Source organism: Candidatus Moraniibacteriota bacterium, assembly GCA_016699425.1.
Taxonomy (GTDB): Bacteria; Patescibacteriota; Minisyncoccia; order Moranbacterales; family UBA1568; genus SSEF01.
In genome coordinates this window covers 1,004,134-1,020,644 of the sequence record CP064975.1, presented here as the reverse complement: position 1 = coordinate 1,020,644, position 16,511 = coordinate 1,004,134, and the positions used below count along the sequence as shown (strand labels likewise).

The window sequence follows — 16,511 nt, the reverse complement described above, 5'->3', positions numbered from 1 at the left end:
AGGATAATACCAGAAAATATCCTAAAACCGCGTGGGCATCAAACCACATGCAAGCTTGTATAATCAAATGCTTCTCACCCGAGCGTTTCATTATCGGCCTACATGTTGGGCACACGCACGCTGGGCGCTTGTTACGGCCACATATTTATATATTCGGCGTCTACGGGCAAGCGCCCGGCACCAACAATACTGGTGTCGGGAGAGAAAGAGGGGAGAAAATGGAGAGAATGGCTTGATAGGCCGTTTTTTGTTTGCCAAATGAGGTATTTTTCGCTATGTTGTACTGAAATAGCTTTGATTCAGTCACAAATGGAAACTCAGAATATTGGCCAAGCCGGGGAAGACGCTGCGGCTGAGTATCTCGAGGCTAATGGCTATCGCATTCGGGAGCGGAATTACGCCAATACGCGGGGGCTCAGGTTGGGCGAGATCGATATCGTGGCTGAGAAGCAAGGGGAAATAGTCTTTGTCGAGGTCAAAGCGGCCTTCATCCTCGCCGGGCGAGAAGAGCGCCTGCCGGAATGGCAGGTCACTCGGGCCAAACTTCGCAAAATGGAAAAGGCGGCAAGTGTGTACTTGAAGGAGCGCCGACTCGAAGAGCGTGAGTATTCGTTTGATGTGGTGGCGGTTACATTCGCTCCGGACTGCGAACCGGAAATCAGGCATTTGGATCACGTTTTTCTTTCGTAGACAGGGTTTCTTCGATCATCTATACTAGAACTATCTTAAATAGAATGCTTATGGCCTTGGACACAACCACTATCGACCGTCTGAAAGAAAAATTGCTGGCTGAAAAGGAGCGCCTTGAGAGTGAGCTTGGGCGACTAGCCAAGCCTACGGGTGTGGCGGGGGAATATGAGACGCAGTTCGAGAATATCGGGACGGATACGGATGAGAATGCGACTGAAGTCGAGGACTACGCCGATAAGCTCGCTGTTGAAGGAACACTCGAGACCGAACTTAAGGAAGTGAGCGCTGCGCTTGCCAAGATGGATGCGGGAACGTATGGCGTGTGTGAGAAGACCGGACAGGATATCCCAGTTGAACGCTTGGAAGCCTATCCGGCGGCCCGAACGCTCGTCGACGCTTAGAAGCAGCCAATCAGTATGATCATTTCTCACCCGAAGACGGTGTATTCCTTCCTCGGGTTTTTTGTTTTTTTGGCTGTGGTAGACTGGGAGCTACGTTCTGGACTTATCGCTTGGCCCCACATGGTCTGTAATACTGGTATCGGACTCGGGCTCGCTATCCCGTCGTCCATTCTGTGGCTCAGTATCACGCTCCTCCTTTGTATCGCGGGCTATCAGGCTTGGACTCGGTCTGCATTGATCGATTGTCTCGCGTGGATGACCATATTCATCGGGGGGGCCGTAAATGCGATTGACCGGAGTGTCCATGGTTGTGTCACGGACTACATCGCCCTCCCGTTCTTCCCAAGTTTCAATTTGGCTGATATGATGCTTTTTCTCGGGGTCGCGCTGCTCCTCGTTACTACTCTCGGGATGATGCCTAAAGTCTTTGCCTATGTCCGCTAAAGTGTATTCTGGTGCCACAGTTGGACTCGACGGGGTTTTGGTCGAGATTGAGGCCGACGTCCTGACCAAGGGTCTGCACCAGTTTAATGTGGTCGGTTTGCCGGATGCTGCTGTGAAAGAGGCACGGGATCGGGTCAGCGCTGCGATCAAGAACACGGGTTTCCGTCCGCCGCATCAAAGCGGCCGCGTGACGGTCAATCTCGCTCCAGCTGACCTCCCCAAGGGCTCCTCAGCCTATGACCTCCCCATGGCGCTGGCGTTTCTCTTGGCGACCAAGCAGCTTGCCTTTCCCTACGCCAAGCGATTTTTTATCGGCGAACTTGCGCTGGATGGACGGATTCGACCGGTCTCGGGCGTACTGCCGCTCGTCTTGTTCGCGCAGCGGTGTGGCTTCGAGGAGATCTTTGTCCCTGAAGCGAACGCTCACGAAGCGGCGCTGGTTCCGGGCTTGCGTATTTTCGCTAGCTCGACACTTGCGGGGCTCGTCGCACACCTGGAGGGACGCGTGCTTCTTCAGCCGATGCTTGAGACACGGCCCCAAGATAAGCGCCAGGGATCAAGCTCGTCTGACTTCTCGGTCATCCGTGGGCAGGAACATGTGAAACGAGCGCTTGAGATCGCTGCCGCCGGCGGCCATAATGTGCTTATGATTGGCCCGCCTGGAAGCGGCAAGACGCTTCTCGCGAAAGCTCTCCCGACAATTTTGCCCGAGCTTACGTTCGAAGAATGCCTCGAGGTAACCCAGATTTTTTCGGTTGCCGGTCGTTTGGCGCGGGGTGAGGCGCTTGTCGAGAGTCGGCCCTTCCGAGCCCCACATCACACCGCGAGCGGTGTTTCGCTTGTCGGTGGCGGGACGCTGCCGAAGCCAGGAGAAATCAGTTTGGCGCATCGAGGGGTGCTATTTTTGGATGAATTTGCTGAGTTTCCGCGTGCGCTCCTTGAAAGTCTCCGTCAGCCATTGGAAGACGGTATCGTCACGGTGTCACGAGCGAAGGGGACACTGACCTTCCCGGCGAGGTTTATGCTCGTCGCGGCGATGAATCCGTGCCCCTGCGGACACCATGGCGATCCGGAACGTGTCTGCGGCTGTAGTGCCTATCAGATCGAGAAGTATCGACAGAAGGTTTCTGGGCCGATCCTCGATCGCATCGATCTGCATGTCGATGTGCCGCGACTTTCCTTCGACGAACTTCGCGATCGTTCAATAGGTGAGACGAGCGAGGTGGTGCGAAGTCGGGTACAGGCGGCGCGTGAACGCGGTCGGGGGCGACTCGAGGGGACCGGCAAGCAGTCAAACGCCGAGCTCGATAATAAGCTCATTGAGGCACACTGTGAGCTGGATGTGGCTGGACAGACACTCCTCCGGCAGGCTGTGGAGCACTATCACTTGTCGCCCCGGGCCTATACCCGGATCCTGAAGACCGCGCGCACCATCGCTGATCTGGCGGGCGCGGACAGCATTGCTGATGCTCATATAGCAGAAGCACTTCAGTATCGCTTCCGTGACTGATTTTCTCAAAAATGAAAATTACTCTGCTGGCTATCTTCGTGATTGGTGGTTACTTCCTGTACCGGACGGTGACGCCGCCCTTTGGTGATTCGCGCGAGGCCTTTCTCCTCGGTCAGCCGATGACTGCGACGGTCACGCTGTCAGGTATGTTGTTTCCGATCACCTTCGATGCTGGTCTCACCGTGGCTGAGGCGCTGCGCCGGGCTGGGCTTCATGTCGCAGAGAACGACCAGGTATATCCATCAGCTGATGCGATGCTTTCCGCTGGGACGAATATTATCTGGCAACCGGCGCGGGCGGTTCGCATTCTCGCCGATGGAAAGGAAGAGGGAGTTTTAGCGATTGCACCAACAAGCGCAGACATCATCGCTGAAGCGGGGATAGTGCTCGATGCAGACGATATTGTAGTACCCGCCCGAGACGTGGCGGTGCCGGATGGAGGAGAGATCAGCGTCACCCGGGTCGAGATCCGTGAGGAGAGGAAAGAAACGAAGATTTCGTTTGTGACAAAGACAGAAGAAGACAGCTCACTCTCTTGGCGGAAGAAAATCGTGAAACAGAAGGGAGAGAATGGCGTGAAGACAATGGTCTATCGAGTGAGCTATCATAATGGGAAGGAAGTGAATCGAAAGGCTGTCTCAACTGAAGTCACGAAAGAGCCAGTGACCGAGATCGTGACGCAGGGCACGTACGTGAAGACAGGCAAGGCACATCGCGGTGCGGCGTCATGGTATGCGTGGACCGGAACGATGGCCGCGGCCAATCCCTGGCTTCCCATGGGGAGCTATGTGCGGGTGACAAATGTCGATAATGGCAAGAGCGTCATCGTGAAGATCAACGATCGCGGACCGTTTGCCCCCGGCCGCATCATCGACCTCGACCGGGTGGCATTTGAGCAGATCGCCTCCCTCGGTGCGGGTGTCATCAATGTGAAGATGGAAGAGATTGTGAATTAGCCCAGACACGGAATGTTCTAATCAGAACGCATTCATCCGATAAATGGGATAGACAAACGAAAAGTATGAATCAATCGAATAAGCAGGAGCTAATCGGATCGCACTACGATAAATACCTCGACCTCTATGAGTACTGGTCGGGAAGAGATGGAGGAGGGTATCATTTTGGTTTCGCCAGACATTTTTGGGAAGTATTGGATAATGCGCGGATGACTGGTAATTTAAGCACGCAGGTTGTGGATCAGCTTGCGCTTGATTTTCAATCGCCCCAAGTCGTTCTTGATGCTGGATGTGGAGTGGGTCATTTGGGGCATCTATTGGCCGAGAGATTTACACATAAAAATTTTACGATTCATGGCATTACCCTATCACAAAAACAGGTGGAACTAGCTAACCAGTTAAAAAAAGACAAGCCCTATGCAGAAAGTTTAGTCTTTTCAAGAAATGATTTTGAATCTACCGGCTTCCCTGATTGCTACTTCGATGCGATTTATTTTGTTGATGCGATGTGTTATGGCCAAGGCACACAGAAAACACGAGTCTTGGAGGAGGCGTACCGGATATTGAAACCAGGGGGGACACTTGTTGTCGTGGATGGTTTTTTTTCACCAAGGAATAAATGGATTGATATCTTTGGGGCATTTGCAGACCAGAGAGTACGGCAAACGTTTAGCGTTGAATCATGGGCGAACCCAAGTCAGTTTCTCCAGTATATGCAGCAGCGTGGATTTGAGATAATCCGAAATGAAAATTTCTCATGGAAAATTGCCCCGTCGGTGCTTCATGTATTAGCCCACAAGTTGCCAGGATCGATCATGCGCTTTCTGAGAGGTGAAGCAGAGTGGTCTGAAGTACAATACTTTTATTCGGTTGGCGTCTTTGCTCCTTTGCTCGGAATAAGCCCGAACTTTGAGTATCGTATTGTCGTGGCTAGGAAACGAGCTCACCTGAATTTGTAAAGCCCGGCTCATTGCTCGCGTTGAGTCAAAAAACAATGATTCATCTGGTGCAGAACAATAACTGATATGGGCTTGAGGGGAGATCAGAGTGATGATGGAGACAGTAGATCAGGAGTTGGATCTCCTGTCTGGCTCCAGAGATCGATAGTTAGATAGAGTCCGGCCGCGAAGAGGCCGACGATGTCCCAGCCGAGAAAGATATAGCCAGGGATTCCGGAGAAGTGCCCGCCTGCAGGGTAACTCCAGAGTCCGAGCGGTACCGCGACGAGATCAGCAACCGATCCGGCGGCCATAGCGATGAGACCGACGATGGCCAAGGGGACGCTGCGCATGACAAATACATAGGCCAGATCTACGCAAAGGAAGAAGATAACCAATCGGCCCGGTGTGTCAGCCCAATGATAAATAGCGAGAATCACAGCTAGAGCAGCGAATCCTGTCGCGAGAAATGCTCGAAGGAAATGAGGTGGCGCGTGGTATAGGTGCAGTGCTGTCCTGAGTTGGAGCAGCCCTTGGAATAGGCCGACGATGAGAATGGATATGTTCGCCCAGGTGAAAGGAAGGTAGAGAGGAATCAGGAGAAAGGAGACAGTTTGGTAGTTCCAGAGCCCATTAGCAATAAAAAAAGCTTCTTGTCCCGCACCGACCACCGCAAAGAGGAGGGCGACCAGGGTGAGTTTCCAGCTCCGAGCGTACAGGAGGAGGGAGAGACAAGTGAGTGCGATGGGGAGCGCGGCGAGGATGGGGGATTTGGATAGTAACCAAACCGAGACGTAGTTGATGAATAGGGCACCGACGAGAATAAGAAAGTTCGTGGCGGGAGATACGTTTTTGTAGTGCGGAAACGAAATATCATGCATAATAGCTACAATTGTATCGTCGTATGTTAGTAAAGGCAAAAAAATCACTTGGGCAGAATTTCTTGAAAGATGAGAGCATCATCGAGCGGATTTTGGCGGTGGCTGAGATCGGCCCAGAGGACCGAGTCTTCGAAATTGGTCCGGGCACGGGGGTACTGACCAAGGTACTGGATAGTCGGGCGAAGCAGGTGGTGGCGATGGAACTCGATCATCAATTGGTCGAGCGGCTCGAGACGCATTTCAAAGCGAGCGAGGGAGTATCGATATTGGAGGGCAATATCCTCGATGCAAATCTGCATGAGATATTGACGCACGCGGGGTATGAATCTGGGCAGTACAAAGTCGTCGCCAATATTCCCTACTACATCACGGCGCCGATCATCCGGACGCTCTTGTCGCTCCAGTCGCGACCGCAAAGTCTGACGCTCATGGTCCAGAAAGAGGTGGCCGAGCGGCTGACGGCGGAACCGGGTGCGATGAGCCTGCTGTCGCTCATGGCGCAGTACTACAGTGATGCTTATATTGCGTTCATCGTGCCGAAGGAGGCGTTTGATCCGGTGCCGAAAGTCGACAGTGCCGTCGTTCAGCTGGTCCCGAAGCGGAGCTTTGACTCGGAAGAGGATAGAAAATTCTTTCGCATCGCGCGGGCTGGTTTCGCGGCCCGTCGGAAAACACTCGCGAACAATCTCGCGTCGATCTTGAAAATCGAGAAGCCAGCCGTCGAAGCCGTCCTCGCCACTTCTGGACTCAGGCTGGACATTCGGGCGCAGGCGCTCTCAGTTTCGGACTGGGAAGCACTTCGTTCGAAATTGGATCAGACAGAATAGGTCTATGCGGTGCTTCGCCCTGTGTGCGAATCGATCCGTTTATTTTCCGAGCGCCAGGGCAAGGAAAGTGCCATAGCCGGCCGCGAGGAGCATGAACCAACCCGGGAGTTTTCGATAGCTGAGGTAGCGATGATCCATGGAGGCGAGTTGGAGGAGCCAATAGCCGAGTGTCCCGAAGAAAAGTCCAAGCGGGAAGAGTGATCGGATCGACAAGACGAATGGACTAACGACGAAAACAAGGAAAACGGCGGCACCGATGAAACGCTTGGCTCGCCCTTCGCCGAGGATGACAGGGAGGGTGCGGACTCCATCGGCTGCATCACCCACGATGTCTTTGAAGTCCTTGATGGGGATGATAGCGAGGTAAGCGAAAAAGAGGAGAATGGGGATAGAGACAGGGAGAGTGGAGATATTTTTCTCAGTCGAGAAAACGATAAAACCAGCGAAGAGGATGAGGAGGCTGGCCATGGCAGCGATGGCGGTCGCAATCAATGGGATGCGTTTCAGGCGGAGCGGGTCAGCTGAGTAGAGGAAAGCGAGGGCTTGGTACAGGACGAGCAGGAGTGCAGCTTGAGTGGAAACCAGACCGGCCAAGAAGATTGAGACGGCAAAGAGAAGAATCCCAATCGTTTTGTAGGTGGGGACAGTGATAGCGCCCGTGACCAATGGTCGATGAGTGTTGGTTATCCGGTCGATAGCGACATCCCGGAGGTCATTTACTACGACTGAGGCTAGCCAGGCGCAACTGACGGCGGTGATGAGCGCCAAAACTCCGGCAAAGTGAAAGAAATTAGGAATCCAGTTCGACTCTCCGTAGAGAGAAGCGAGCCCGGCGCCAACAAGAAATAATCCAGTATGGTAGAGGAGCTGGGGGAATCGGGCATTATGGATAAGCGCCCAGAAGGTGGTTCGGAAAAAAGTAAATACAAGCACGCCGATGAGGGGGATGATTAGCGTAGTATAAATGAGGCTCATCTTGATGGAGATAACACTCGGTATGGTCGGCGGGTCGAGGCCGAAGAGTGGTGCAGGGGCAAGGATGAGTAGGGCAATGTCGTGCTCAGTGACGGACAAGAAGCCGATGTTTGGTCCGATGAGAAGGAAGGTAGCGATTGAAGGAAGTGCGGCAAACAGGAATGTCTGAGTATAGATGAGCCAACCAGCTATGGCAGCACGCCCCACTCGTCGCGTCTTGATGTAGGTATAGAGCGTGAGGAAAATGATTGAAAGTGCGGTGTCGATGCGTGGGCCATAAGTGACACCAATATCGGGTCGGTCACCGAAGAAGGTAAAGTAGCGCTGTACGAGGCCAGTTAGGCTGTCAAAGGCGTAGAAGCTCCAAAGACCAGCGCCGTGCGAGATGATTTCGTCGATAATGGGGGGGGTCCAGATGAGGAGGAAGCCGACGAGGAGAAGATTGGCTGCTTTCCGGAGTTCAATTTTCCCTGCCCAGGCGACAATCGGCAGTGTAGCGAGGAAAATCGTTGTGAACGTAAAAAGGTGGTGTGAAAACTGATAGAAGAACTGGTCGGCGAAGGCAAACTGCAATGATTCAAAAGTATTTTCGATCCAGATTCGACCGATGATGATGGCGAGGAGGGTCAGCGCCCATGAGCCAAGCGTGAGCGGGTGTTCCTCGATTTGTTCGAATAATTTGCGGAGGCGTTCTTGCATAGTCCACAATTATAGCATAGGAGAGCCTCGGGTAGACCCTTCTCTTGGTCGAAGGTGCTTGTCACGTGGAATGAAGATCCGATACAGAAATGCTACAATACAGTCCTATGTCATTTTGGGAAACGGGGCTGAATCCGGAGCAGAAACGCGCAGTCGAGACCGTCGATGGGCCGGTTTTGATCTTGGCTGGGGCGGGGAGTGGCAAGACGAAAACCCTGACCCACCGGATCGCCTATCTCCTGGCTGGGAAACACGTTGCGCCAGAAGCGATTCTCGCGGTGACGTTCACCAATAAGGCGGCTCAGGAGATGCGCGAACGAATAGCCCACATGTTGGAGCGGGCAGCGGAAAACGAAGGAAAGCATTTCCGGATGCCGCAATTCATCGGAACGTTTCACAATATCTCGGCCCGCATCCTTCGTCGCGATATCGATCGGCTGGGCTATGGCAAAGATTTCAATATCGTTGACGCGGATGAACAGCTTTCACTCGTGAAGAAATCGATGAAGGCGCTTGAAATGAATCCGGACCAAGTGAAGCCGCGCTCAATCCTGGAAGCAATCTCGAATGCGAAGAGCCGGGAGCTTTCGACCGAGCGTTTCCTGAGCCTGGCAGATGGCTACTTTGAGGAACTCGTGGGCAAGGTTTACGAGCGCTATCAGGCAGGACTCGTCGCGGCGAATGCGCTCGATTTCGATGACCTCATCCTCCTCACGGTGCGCCTCTTTGCCGAGCACCCGGATGTGCTCGAGCATTATCAAGAGACTTTCCGCTACATCCTGGTTGATGAGTATCAGGATACGAACCCGCTCCAGTACCAGTTGGTCAAGCTCCTCGCGGCGAAGTACCAGAACCTCTTTGTGATTGGCGACGATTACCAATCCATCTACTCTTGGCGGCAGGCTGATATCCGCAACATCCTCTCCTTTGAGACCGACTATCCCGAGGCAGCGGTCATCACGCTCGATCAGAATTACCGCTCGACGCAGATCATCCTCGATGCGGCGACGGCGGTCATCGGCAACAATGTCAATCAGCGCCACAAAAAACTGTGGACGGACAAATCATCGGGTGAAAACATCGCGTTGTATCCAGCTGAAAGTGAGGAGGATGAAGCCGGATTCGTCGCTCGAGAGATCAAGCAAATCGTTCGGGAACGGCATATCCCGTACCATTCGTTTGCCGTCTTGTACCGGACCAATGCTCAGTCGCGCAGTATCGAAGAGGCTTTTCTTCGCGAGTCATTGCCGTACAAAATTGTCGGCGGCCTGAAATTTTATCAGCGCAAGGAAGTGAAGGATGTCGTCGCCTATGTACGCTTTCTCGCTAACCCGCGGGACGTCCTCGCACTCGAACGGATCGTCAATGAGCCGAAGCGCGGGATTGGTCCGACCACCTTGAAGGCCTGGACCGATACGGCTCGGGCACGTGAGATCGATTTCCTCGCTATCATTCCGATACTCAAGTCTGAAGGCATTCTCCCTGATCGGAAGATTGCAACAATCGAAACCTTCATGGAACTCTTTGCCCATTGGCAGGACAGCCTCCTCCATGAAGCCGGCCTGACGCTGCGAGCACTCCTCGATGTCATCACGCGCGAGAGCGGCTATCTGGAGAGTCTCCGTGATGGGACACCCGAAGGCGAGGCGCGCGAGGAAAACGTCCAGGAGCTTTTTTCGGTTGCGCAGAAGTTCGATGGCGTGCCGATTCGTGAAGCGATGAGTCGGTTCCTCGAGGAGGTGGCGCTTGCCTCGGACACGGACACGATTGATCAGCGCGCTGATGCCATCCATCTCATGACCGTTCACTCCGCCAAAGGGCTTGAGTTCCCGGTCGTCTTCATCGTCGGGCTCGAGGAAGGGATCTTCCCTCATTCGCGGAGTGCCTTGTCGGGGGCGGAACTTGAAGAAGAACGCCGGCTCATGTATGTGGCGCTGACCCGAGCCAAGGAGAAAGCCTATCTTATTCACGCGGATATGCGGACAATCTTCGGATCGACTCAGATGAATCCGCCGTCACGTTTCCTCGAAGAGATCCCTGAAGTACTCGTCACGAAGCGTGAATCCAATGGCATGAATTTGTCATTCGCTAAACCGAAACGAAAAAGTTATGCGGCCCCGATCCGCCGCTTCACCGCTCCAGTTCAGAGCGCTGAAACGAGCGGTGAACCAATCTCGCCAGCTAAGGACCTGCGGCCGGGCGACATGGTTGAGCATCAGCAGTTTGGCAATGGCCTCGTCATCGCACTTGACGGCAGTCTCGTCTCAGTCGCGTTCAAGCGCGCGGGCGTGAAGAAAATGATGCTTGGAGTAGCTCCACTCCGGAAAGTCTAGAGCCTATCTCTGTAGGGTCTTCATACAAAATTTTACAATAAAAAAACCGAAGCCTTCATTGGTCTCGGTTTTTTTATGTCTCAGCGCTACTTTTTCCAGCTCTTGATATCCTTGCCGTTCTCCCAGAGGATGTCGAAGAGATTTTGGAAGACTTTCACGAGACTCTGATTCTTCACTTCGATGATCATGGGCTCGGTGGCGGAATGGAGAATGACGCTCTCGGTCCCAAAAATGTTGAAATTCCCTTCTTTGGCCATGGGCCGATCGATGAGCCGGCACTCCCAGCGGAAGTCGGGATACCTGTTGAAGAAGGTCTGTTCGTAGTCGTCCATATCGAAAACGATCATCTTCCAGCCGATATTTCTTTTCTTGGCGGTACGGAAATACTGATCGATAGACTTCTTGCCCATCACCTCGTACCATGGGGCGCCGATAGATCCTGCGACGTAGTCCGTCGATCCTTTCGGCAAACGCTCCATGGATTCGAGCCAGAAACGCTTGTAGGATTCCACGCCCTCATAGATGGTGATTTCTGGTTGGTTGGTCTTGGCGAGTACCTTGAGGTCGCGGACCAGATCTTGGGCGATGGTCTCCTGTCGATGGATATTTTGCAGGAGTCGATCGGGGTCAAGCGCCTGGAAATGGGCGATATGCTGACGAGTGAGCTTGGCAACAAGTTTTTTCTCGAGGAGCTTGTCGAGTGTCTCATAGACGACGCTCCGGTGGAGCTGCGTTTTGCGAATGATTTCTCCGGCCGACGTCTGCCCGGTCTCGAACAATGCCAAATAGACCCGGGCCTCATTGGGGGACAGATGGAGTTCTTCGAGCTGAGCGAGCGTCTGCTGATTCATAACGTTGTTTCCCTAGTATAGTACGTTTTTCCGGATAAATCAATAGTTGTCGTCTGAAATAGTTGACATAAATACAATACGGGAGTAGTCTGATCCGATGCGGTTTTTCCCGCAGAGTACCTGAACAACTGATCTGAAAGGGGTTTGTGATGAAAACACGTTCTGGGTTCTTGTTGGCTGTGATGGCCATACTGCTCGGCACTCCGGGCACCGTCTGTTTCGCGGGAGACGGTCCGGTATTCAGCTGGTCCGGGTCGGTCGATGTGCGGAATCAGCATATCGGTGGTATGAATGGGGCGAGGATTATCCCAGCTCCCGCACTGCAGCCATCCGTGACGGTAAGTCGCGAGAACTGCTACGCGAATGTCTGGGCGTCGCTGCATCTCGGGGACACTCTGCATTTCCGCAGCGGGGATGAAATTGATTTCTCCTTAGGATGCACTGTCTCGTGGGGATCGGTCCGGCATAGTCTTTCCCTTGCCTACTACGATCTTCATCCGGTGGGTTCTCTTCGTGGTGATCTGTTTGGCATGAAGGACATCGTAACGTTTCCGACGATTGCCGGTTTCACACCGTCGCTGTCGTTGGAAGTGGACATACCGGAGAACAAATCCGTGCTTCCGGGGGGTGTCGTTTACAAGGCGGAGTTTGCACGCGATGTTCCTATCGGAGGTGTGAGCTCGGTTGTGACGTTTGCCTTCGGTGGGCATGGCCATGCATACGGGGTGTCGCCTGAGGCCGTAAGTTTCGTTCGTCTGGGTATAGCGTGGCCATTACGGGTTGGATCGACACTGGTGACACCGTCTCTCATGCTGCAGCATGGCATGGGTGGGGGTGGTATGGCTGGTAACGAAATATTGTTCAACCTGGGTACTTCTTGGTGAAAGGGGAATACTGTGAGTAAAGATCGTTTCTCTGGGATTGTGGATCAGTACGATTTGTGGACGGCGATCGATCCGGATTATGATCGAATTCATACAAGGTTCCGTGAGGCGCTAGCACAAGAGCTCGGTCGGATTCCGGGTGAAGCGGTGACGGTGTTGGAAGTCGGGTGCGGGACCGGCTATACGAGCCGGATCATCCTTGAGGCCGACTCGCGGGTGAGACTGGAGACAATCGATAGATCTGTGGGCATGGTAGCGAGGGCCGGGGCGGAACTGTCTGGTTTCGGAGAGCGGTTCGGTATCCATTTCGGTGATATGCGAGAGATCCTTCCTGGGCTTGGGACGTTTCCCATCATCTGTTCGGCACTAACGATCCATAACCTGTGTCCGGACGAACAAAGGGAGGTATACAGCCTGGTATTCCAGAGACTATCGCCGGGCGGACTCTTCTTGAGCGGAGACAAAGTCTCTCTCAACGACGATGACGCGTATCGGGAAACACTGGCGATTATTATCCGACGGATCGAAGCGGTGAGGGGGGCACATCCGCAGGAGTGCGCATTCTTTCTTAACCACGAGCGGGAGGATGATGCAATCCGGGTGACGGAAAGCGCCGTGCTCGATATGCTTGAGCAGGCGGGGTTTGAGCAAGTAAGCATCGGTAATCGTGCCGGGATGCATGCAATCATCAACGCCAGGAAGGGGGTAGCCAAGTGAAAGACCTGCCTGATCCGGATGTTTATCGGATGGAAATGAAGCATATGCCTTGGGGCGCGACTATACAGGAGGTCGTGTATCGAGTGATAGATGCAGTGCCGCCTGACGGCAAAGTGTTGGATCTCATGTGTGGGCCGGGATACCTTCTGGAGCAGATTCATGTTTTGAGGCCGGACATTTCCCTCACGGGGATAGATCTGGATTCTCGGTACGTGGCGTACGCCTCCGCAAGAAACAAAGGTATCCGCTATGTACAGGCGGATGTGAGAGATTGGAATACGGATGATAGATATGACGGCGTGCTCTGTACCGGAAGCGTTCATCACCTTCCATACAGCGATCAGCCGAGGCTTTTCACCAAGCTGGCGACACTTATCAAGCAAGGGGGCTTCGGTATCTGTGCAGAGGTGTGATCGGTGTCTACGCTGATGAGCAAAGTCGGCAATTGGCCGCTGCCGAACTCGGCTATGCGTATCTCAAGGCAGTGATAGAGAATAGGGCGCCGCTGTGCATCATCGCTGTGGCCGTCGATATCTTGCGCAACGACGTACTGGCGGATGGCGAGTATAAGAACTCTGTGGATAAGCTCGTTAGGATGGCAGAGGCGGTATTCGCTCGGGTAACTCTCGTGAAGACGTGGCCGAATTTCTCCGCATCGTACGGAGATCACCTCTTAGTCCTTCGAAATGAGTAGCGGATCGGTCAACTGTAGTTGTAGCCGCAGGATGCATATCTTGCGGCGTTTTTTTTAAAATGATGCTCGGCGTCGCTCCATTGCGCAAGATGTAGAGTGGGAGATACCTGACACAGGATAGTTGATACCAGGTGTGAGAGTGGAAACAGGGGAATTCGAAGGGTTACGTTTGATTCACATCGCTTATCCCTTATCGGCTATCGCTTATCTAGTATCTTCGGCTTTCGTTTCCCATGGAAGGATTGGTGAACTTCCTTCAGCCGTTCGTTGGTGACGTGGGTGTAGATCTGTGTCGTGGTGATGGAGGCGTGGCCGAGCATCGCCTGGACGCTTCGGATATCGGCCCCGTTCCGGAGGAGGTCGGTGGCGAAGCTGTGACGGAGGGTATGCGGATGGACGTCTTTCACGATGCCGGCTTTTTTCGCGTAGTGCTTCACCAGTCGTTCGACGGTGCGGGGCGTGAGGCGGAGCGTCTCGCGTGTCGCATTTTTTTTATTCACGAGTCCTTTTTTCGGATGTGAGACAAAGAGCGCAGGATCGATGTCGCTTCGGTGGTCGAGATAGTCAGCAATAGCCGTTATCGCTCGGGGCGAGAGGAAGACAATGCGGAGTTTCGATCCTTTGCCACGGACACTGAATTCCTCCTTGGCGAGATTGACCTGGTCCCGATCGAGTCCCGTCAATTCAGAGACGCGGAGACCAGCGGAAAAGAGGAGCTCGAGGAGGGCACGATCCCGCCGTACCCGAATACCGTCGCCCGTGGGGGCTGCCAAAAGCCGCTCCACCTCGTCGTACTCGAGGAAGTCGACCTGACGTTCCGGGACCCGGCCAACCTCAATCTTTTCAGCCGCGAGGGTGGGAATATCGTTTTTTGCCAGATGCTTCAGGAAGGTGCGTAGAACAATCGCGTGGTAGGCTTGGGTGCTTCGCTTGAGCGTGGTGCCGCGCCGTGTCTGTTTCCGATTGAGGTAGAGGCGATAGGCTCGGATTTTCTCGAGCGTCAGGTCCGCGGGTGTCGCAATCGCGCCCCACGCGAAGAAGGTGGAAAGAGTGTGGGCATAGCTCTCGAGGGTCCGCCGGGAGCGATTCATCTCGATCTCGAGGTGTTCACAGAATTCCTTGGCGAGCCGCTCAATTTCGGTCTTGGGGTTCTCAAATGGGGGCACAAGCGTATGATATAAGGCGACATGAAAATTGTACCATGGGAAGGCCCGCGAGAACGGGGTCATACTTAGGGAGCCTGACAGGAAAAAGGCTCAATTGAAGCAAAAGATACAATATTCACCCGAAAATCAATTGACCAGGGGAGGGTTTCAGAGTATTCTACGAGGCGTAACTCTTGGGGGAAATCCCGGATGTGGCGCCCGCTTATCGGCCAGCGTCGCTAGGGGATATTCCCGACAGAAAGGGCGAGCGTATCTACTCGAACCTTACATCTTTCGTCAGACTAGTCTGGAAAAAAGCGCGTGCTTGGGCTGATTTCTCGCATTGGAATACCATTTTCCATCAGTGGCAGACCAAACTCTTGATTTGGTTCAAGGAAAGGTCCGGCTATGTTCCAGTGGCGCTTTTCCGTAAATATGCTGCTTTTTCTATCGTCGTTTCCTCGGCCATGCTCGTTTCGGCGACCAATTACGGCCAAGAAGCGGGCCGGCTCGATCGTCTTATGACGTCACTCGGGATTGATCTGCCTCGCGAAAGTCGCCTCATCCCGCGGCGCGCGGCGCAAGAATCCAAACAGCATAACCTCTCGCTCGTCTCCCTCGCGGCACCCCCGCTGGCGGTCGATGTCGCGGCCAAGTCAGAGACGAATGTACTCGATGAAGCCTATCTCTCGCCGGAAAACCAAATGTTTCTCGCAGGCGCGATCGGTGCGAACAGCACACGGGACCCAGAGGAAGAAGGGGGCGTAAAGATCTATACCGTGGCGGCGGGTGACACGGTATCGGGCATTGCCTCGGCCAACGGGGTGACGGTCAATACCATCCTCTGGGCGAACGATCTGGACAATGTCGATGCGATCAAGCCCGGCGATCAGATCTTCATCTTGCCAGTGGCGGGGTTCAACTATCTGGTGAAACAAGGCGACACGATCGACACGATCGCGACCAAGTACAAAGCGGACCGGAGCCGTATTATCGCCTACAATGGCTTGCCCGCCAATGGCGAACTGACTTCCGGTGAGGAAATCGTCATCCCGGACGGGGTGAAGGAGGCAACTTTGACCGCGCCGACCTCGACCGGGTTGGCTCGCCGGGAATACGCGACCCAGTCCGGCGTGGGGGCAGCGACCGACATCACCCCGAATTTCTCACGACCCAAAGAAGGGAAAATTGGCCAGGGACATCGCTTCCCGTATGGGTACTGCACCTGGTTCGTCGCGCAGAAACGCTATGTCCCCTGGGGCGGCAATGCGGGCACCTGGCTCTTCAATGCTCGGGCCTATGGCTACAAGACCGGCAAGAATCCGACCGTCGGCTCGATCGTCGTGACGACTGAAAACCGCTACTATGGCCATGTCGCGGTCGTGGAAAAGGTGAGCGGTGATACCATCACCGTGTCCGAGATGAACTACACCGGCTGGGCGAAGAAAAGCGTGCGGCAATTGTCGCGCTCGAGCCGCGTGATCAAGGGATACATTTATTAGAAAATGAGGGTGCAGCGACTAACTACTAGTTACTAGTTCCTTTGTAGTGGTATACTATTTTTGT

Annotated in this window: 17 protein-coding genes; 13 read left to right on the top strand and 4 right to left on the bottom strand. The window is 53.9% G+C overall.

The features are described 5' to 3' along the window. Positions 1-294: 294 nt before the first annotated feature. The 6 genes from IPJ68_05335 (at position 295) to IPJ68_05310 (ending at position 4,960) form a co-directional block, all read left to right on the top strand. Positions 295-690: a YraN family protein gene (locus tag IPJ68_05335; GenBank protein QQR78469.1), complete on the top strand. Its 396-nt coding sequence runs from the start codon at positions 295-297 to the stop codon at positions 688-690. A 44-nt stretch (positions 691-734) separates the two neighbouring features. Then, positions 735-1,091 carry a TraR/DksA C4-type zinc finger protein gene (locus IPJ68_05330; protein QQR78468.1) on the top strand — a complete coding sequence of 119 codons (357 nt, stop codon included), beginning with the start codon at positions 735-737 and terminating at the stop codon, positions 1,089-1,091. A 15-nt stretch (positions 1,092-1,106) separates the two neighbouring features. Then, complete coding sequence (locus IPJ68_05325) at positions 1,107-1,535, top strand: signal peptidase II (GenBank protein ID QQR78467.1); 429 nt, start codon at positions 1,107-1,109, stop codon at positions 1,533-1,535. Then, a complete protein-coding gene (locus IPJ68_05320) occupies positions 1,525-3,045 on the top strand; it encodes a YifB family Mg chelatase-like AAA ATPase (GenBank protein ID QQR78466.1) in 1,521 nt (506 codons plus the stop codon). Before IPJ68_05325 ends, IPJ68_05320 begins: the two co-directional genes overlap by 11 nt. Before the next feature lie 11 nt (positions 3,046-3,056). Further along, a complete protein-coding gene (locus tag IPJ68_05315) occupies positions 3,057-4,001 on the top strand; it encodes a G5 domain-containing protein (GenBank protein QQR78465.1) in 945 nt (314 codons plus the stop codon). Between the two features lie 65 nt (positions 4,002-4,066). Then, a complete protein-coding gene (locus tag IPJ68_05310) occupies positions 4,067-4,960 on the top strand; it encodes a methyltransferase domain-containing protein (GenBank protein ID QQR78464.1) in 894 nt (297 codons plus the stop codon). A gap of 83 nt (positions 4,961-5,043) precedes the next feature. Here the strand turns inward: IPJ68_05310 and IPJ68_05305 are convergent, their stop codons facing one another. Next, positions 5,044-5,820 (bottom strand): hypothetical protein, encoded by a 777-nt coding sequence (locus IPJ68_05305; protein ID QQR78463.1) that lies wholly within the window; start codon positions 5,818-5,820, stop codon positions 5,044-5,046. A 23-nt stretch (positions 5,821-5,843) separates the two neighbouring features. Between IPJ68_05305 and rsmA the strand changes: the two genes are divergently transcribed. Beyond that, positions 5,844-6,647 carry a ribosomal RNA small subunit methyltransferase A gene (gene rsmA / locus IPJ68_05300; GenBank protein ID QQR78462.1) on the top strand — a complete coding sequence of 268 codons (804 nt, stop codon included), beginning with the start codon at positions 5,844-5,846 and terminating at the stop codon, positions 6,645-6,647. Between the two features lie 39 nt (positions 6,648-6,686). Here the strand turns inward: rsmA and IPJ68_05295 are convergent, their stop codons facing one another. Further along, positions 6,687-8,321, bottom strand: coding sequence for a UbiA family prenyltransferase (locus IPJ68_05295; protein ID QQR78461.1), 1,635 nt, complete (start codon positions 8,319-8,321; stop codon positions 6,687-6,689). Between the two features lie 107 nt (positions 8,322-8,428). Here IPJ68_05295 and IPJ68_05290 point away from each other — a divergent pair, with 107 nt between their 5' ends. Further along, on the top strand, positions 8,429-10,654 hold the full coding sequence (locus IPJ68_05290; GenBank protein ID QQR78460.1) for a UvrD-helicase domain-containing protein: 2,226 nt from the start codon (positions 8,429-8,431) through the stop codon (positions 10,652-10,654). Between the two features lie 86 nt (positions 10,655-10,740). Here the strand turns inward: IPJ68_05290 and IPJ68_05285 are convergent, their stop codons facing one another. Then, complete coding sequence (locus IPJ68_05285) at positions 10,741-11,505, bottom strand: hypothetical protein (GenBank protein ID QQR78459.1); 765 nt, start codon at positions 11,503-11,505, stop codon at positions 10,741-10,743. A 146-nt stretch (positions 11,506-11,651) separates the two neighbouring features. Here IPJ68_05285 and IPJ68_05280 point away from each other — a divergent pair, with 146 nt between their 5' ends. The 4 genes from IPJ68_05280 to IPJ68_05265 are packed head-to-tail and all read left to right on the top strand — an operon-like array spanning position 11,652 to position 13,800. Continuing rightward, positions 11,652-12,389, top strand: coding sequence for a hypothetical protein (locus tag IPJ68_05280; protein QQR78458.1), 738 nt, complete (start codon positions 11,652-11,654; stop codon positions 12,387-12,389). 12 nt (positions 12,390-12,401) lie between these two features. Beyond that, positions 12,402-13,106, top strand: a complete 705-nt coding sequence (locus IPJ68_05275) for a class I SAM-dependent methyltransferase (GenBank protein ID QQR78457.1) — start codon at positions 12,402-12,404, stop codon at positions 13,104-13,106. A 44-nt stretch (positions 13,107-13,150) separates the two neighbouring features. Further along, on the top strand, positions 13,151-13,519 hold the full coding sequence (locus tag IPJ68_05270) for a class I SAM-dependent methyltransferase (protein QQR78456.1): 369 nt from the start codon (positions 13,151-13,153) through the stop codon (positions 13,517-13,519). Continuing rightward, the gene (locus IPJ68_05265; GenBank protein QQR78455.1) at positions 13,516-13,800 is read left to right on the top strand and encodes a hypothetical protein; all 285 of its coding nucleotides are present in this window, start codon (positions 13,516-13,518) and stop codon (positions 13,798-13,800) included. The genes IPJ68_05270 and IPJ68_05265 overlap by 4 nt, the downstream gene beginning before the upstream one ends. 197 nt (positions 13,801-13,997) lie before the next feature. On the opposite strand, the gene IPJ68_05260 is transcribed toward IPJ68_05265, so the two are convergent. Beyond that, positions 13,998-15,029, bottom strand: a complete 1,032-nt coding sequence (locus IPJ68_05260) for a tyrosine-type recombinase/integrase (protein ID QQR78454.1) — start codon at positions 15,027-15,029, stop codon at positions 13,998-14,000. Between the two features lie 128 nt (positions 15,030-15,157). Between IPJ68_05260 and IPJ68_05255 the strand changes: the two genes are divergently transcribed. Next, complete coding sequence (locus tag IPJ68_05255; GenBank protein ID QQR78453.1) at positions 15,158-16,447, top strand: LysM peptidoglycan-binding domain-containing protein; 1,290 nt, start codon at positions 15,158-15,160, stop codon at positions 16,445-16,447. Positions 16,448-16,511 lie beyond the last annotated feature (64 nt).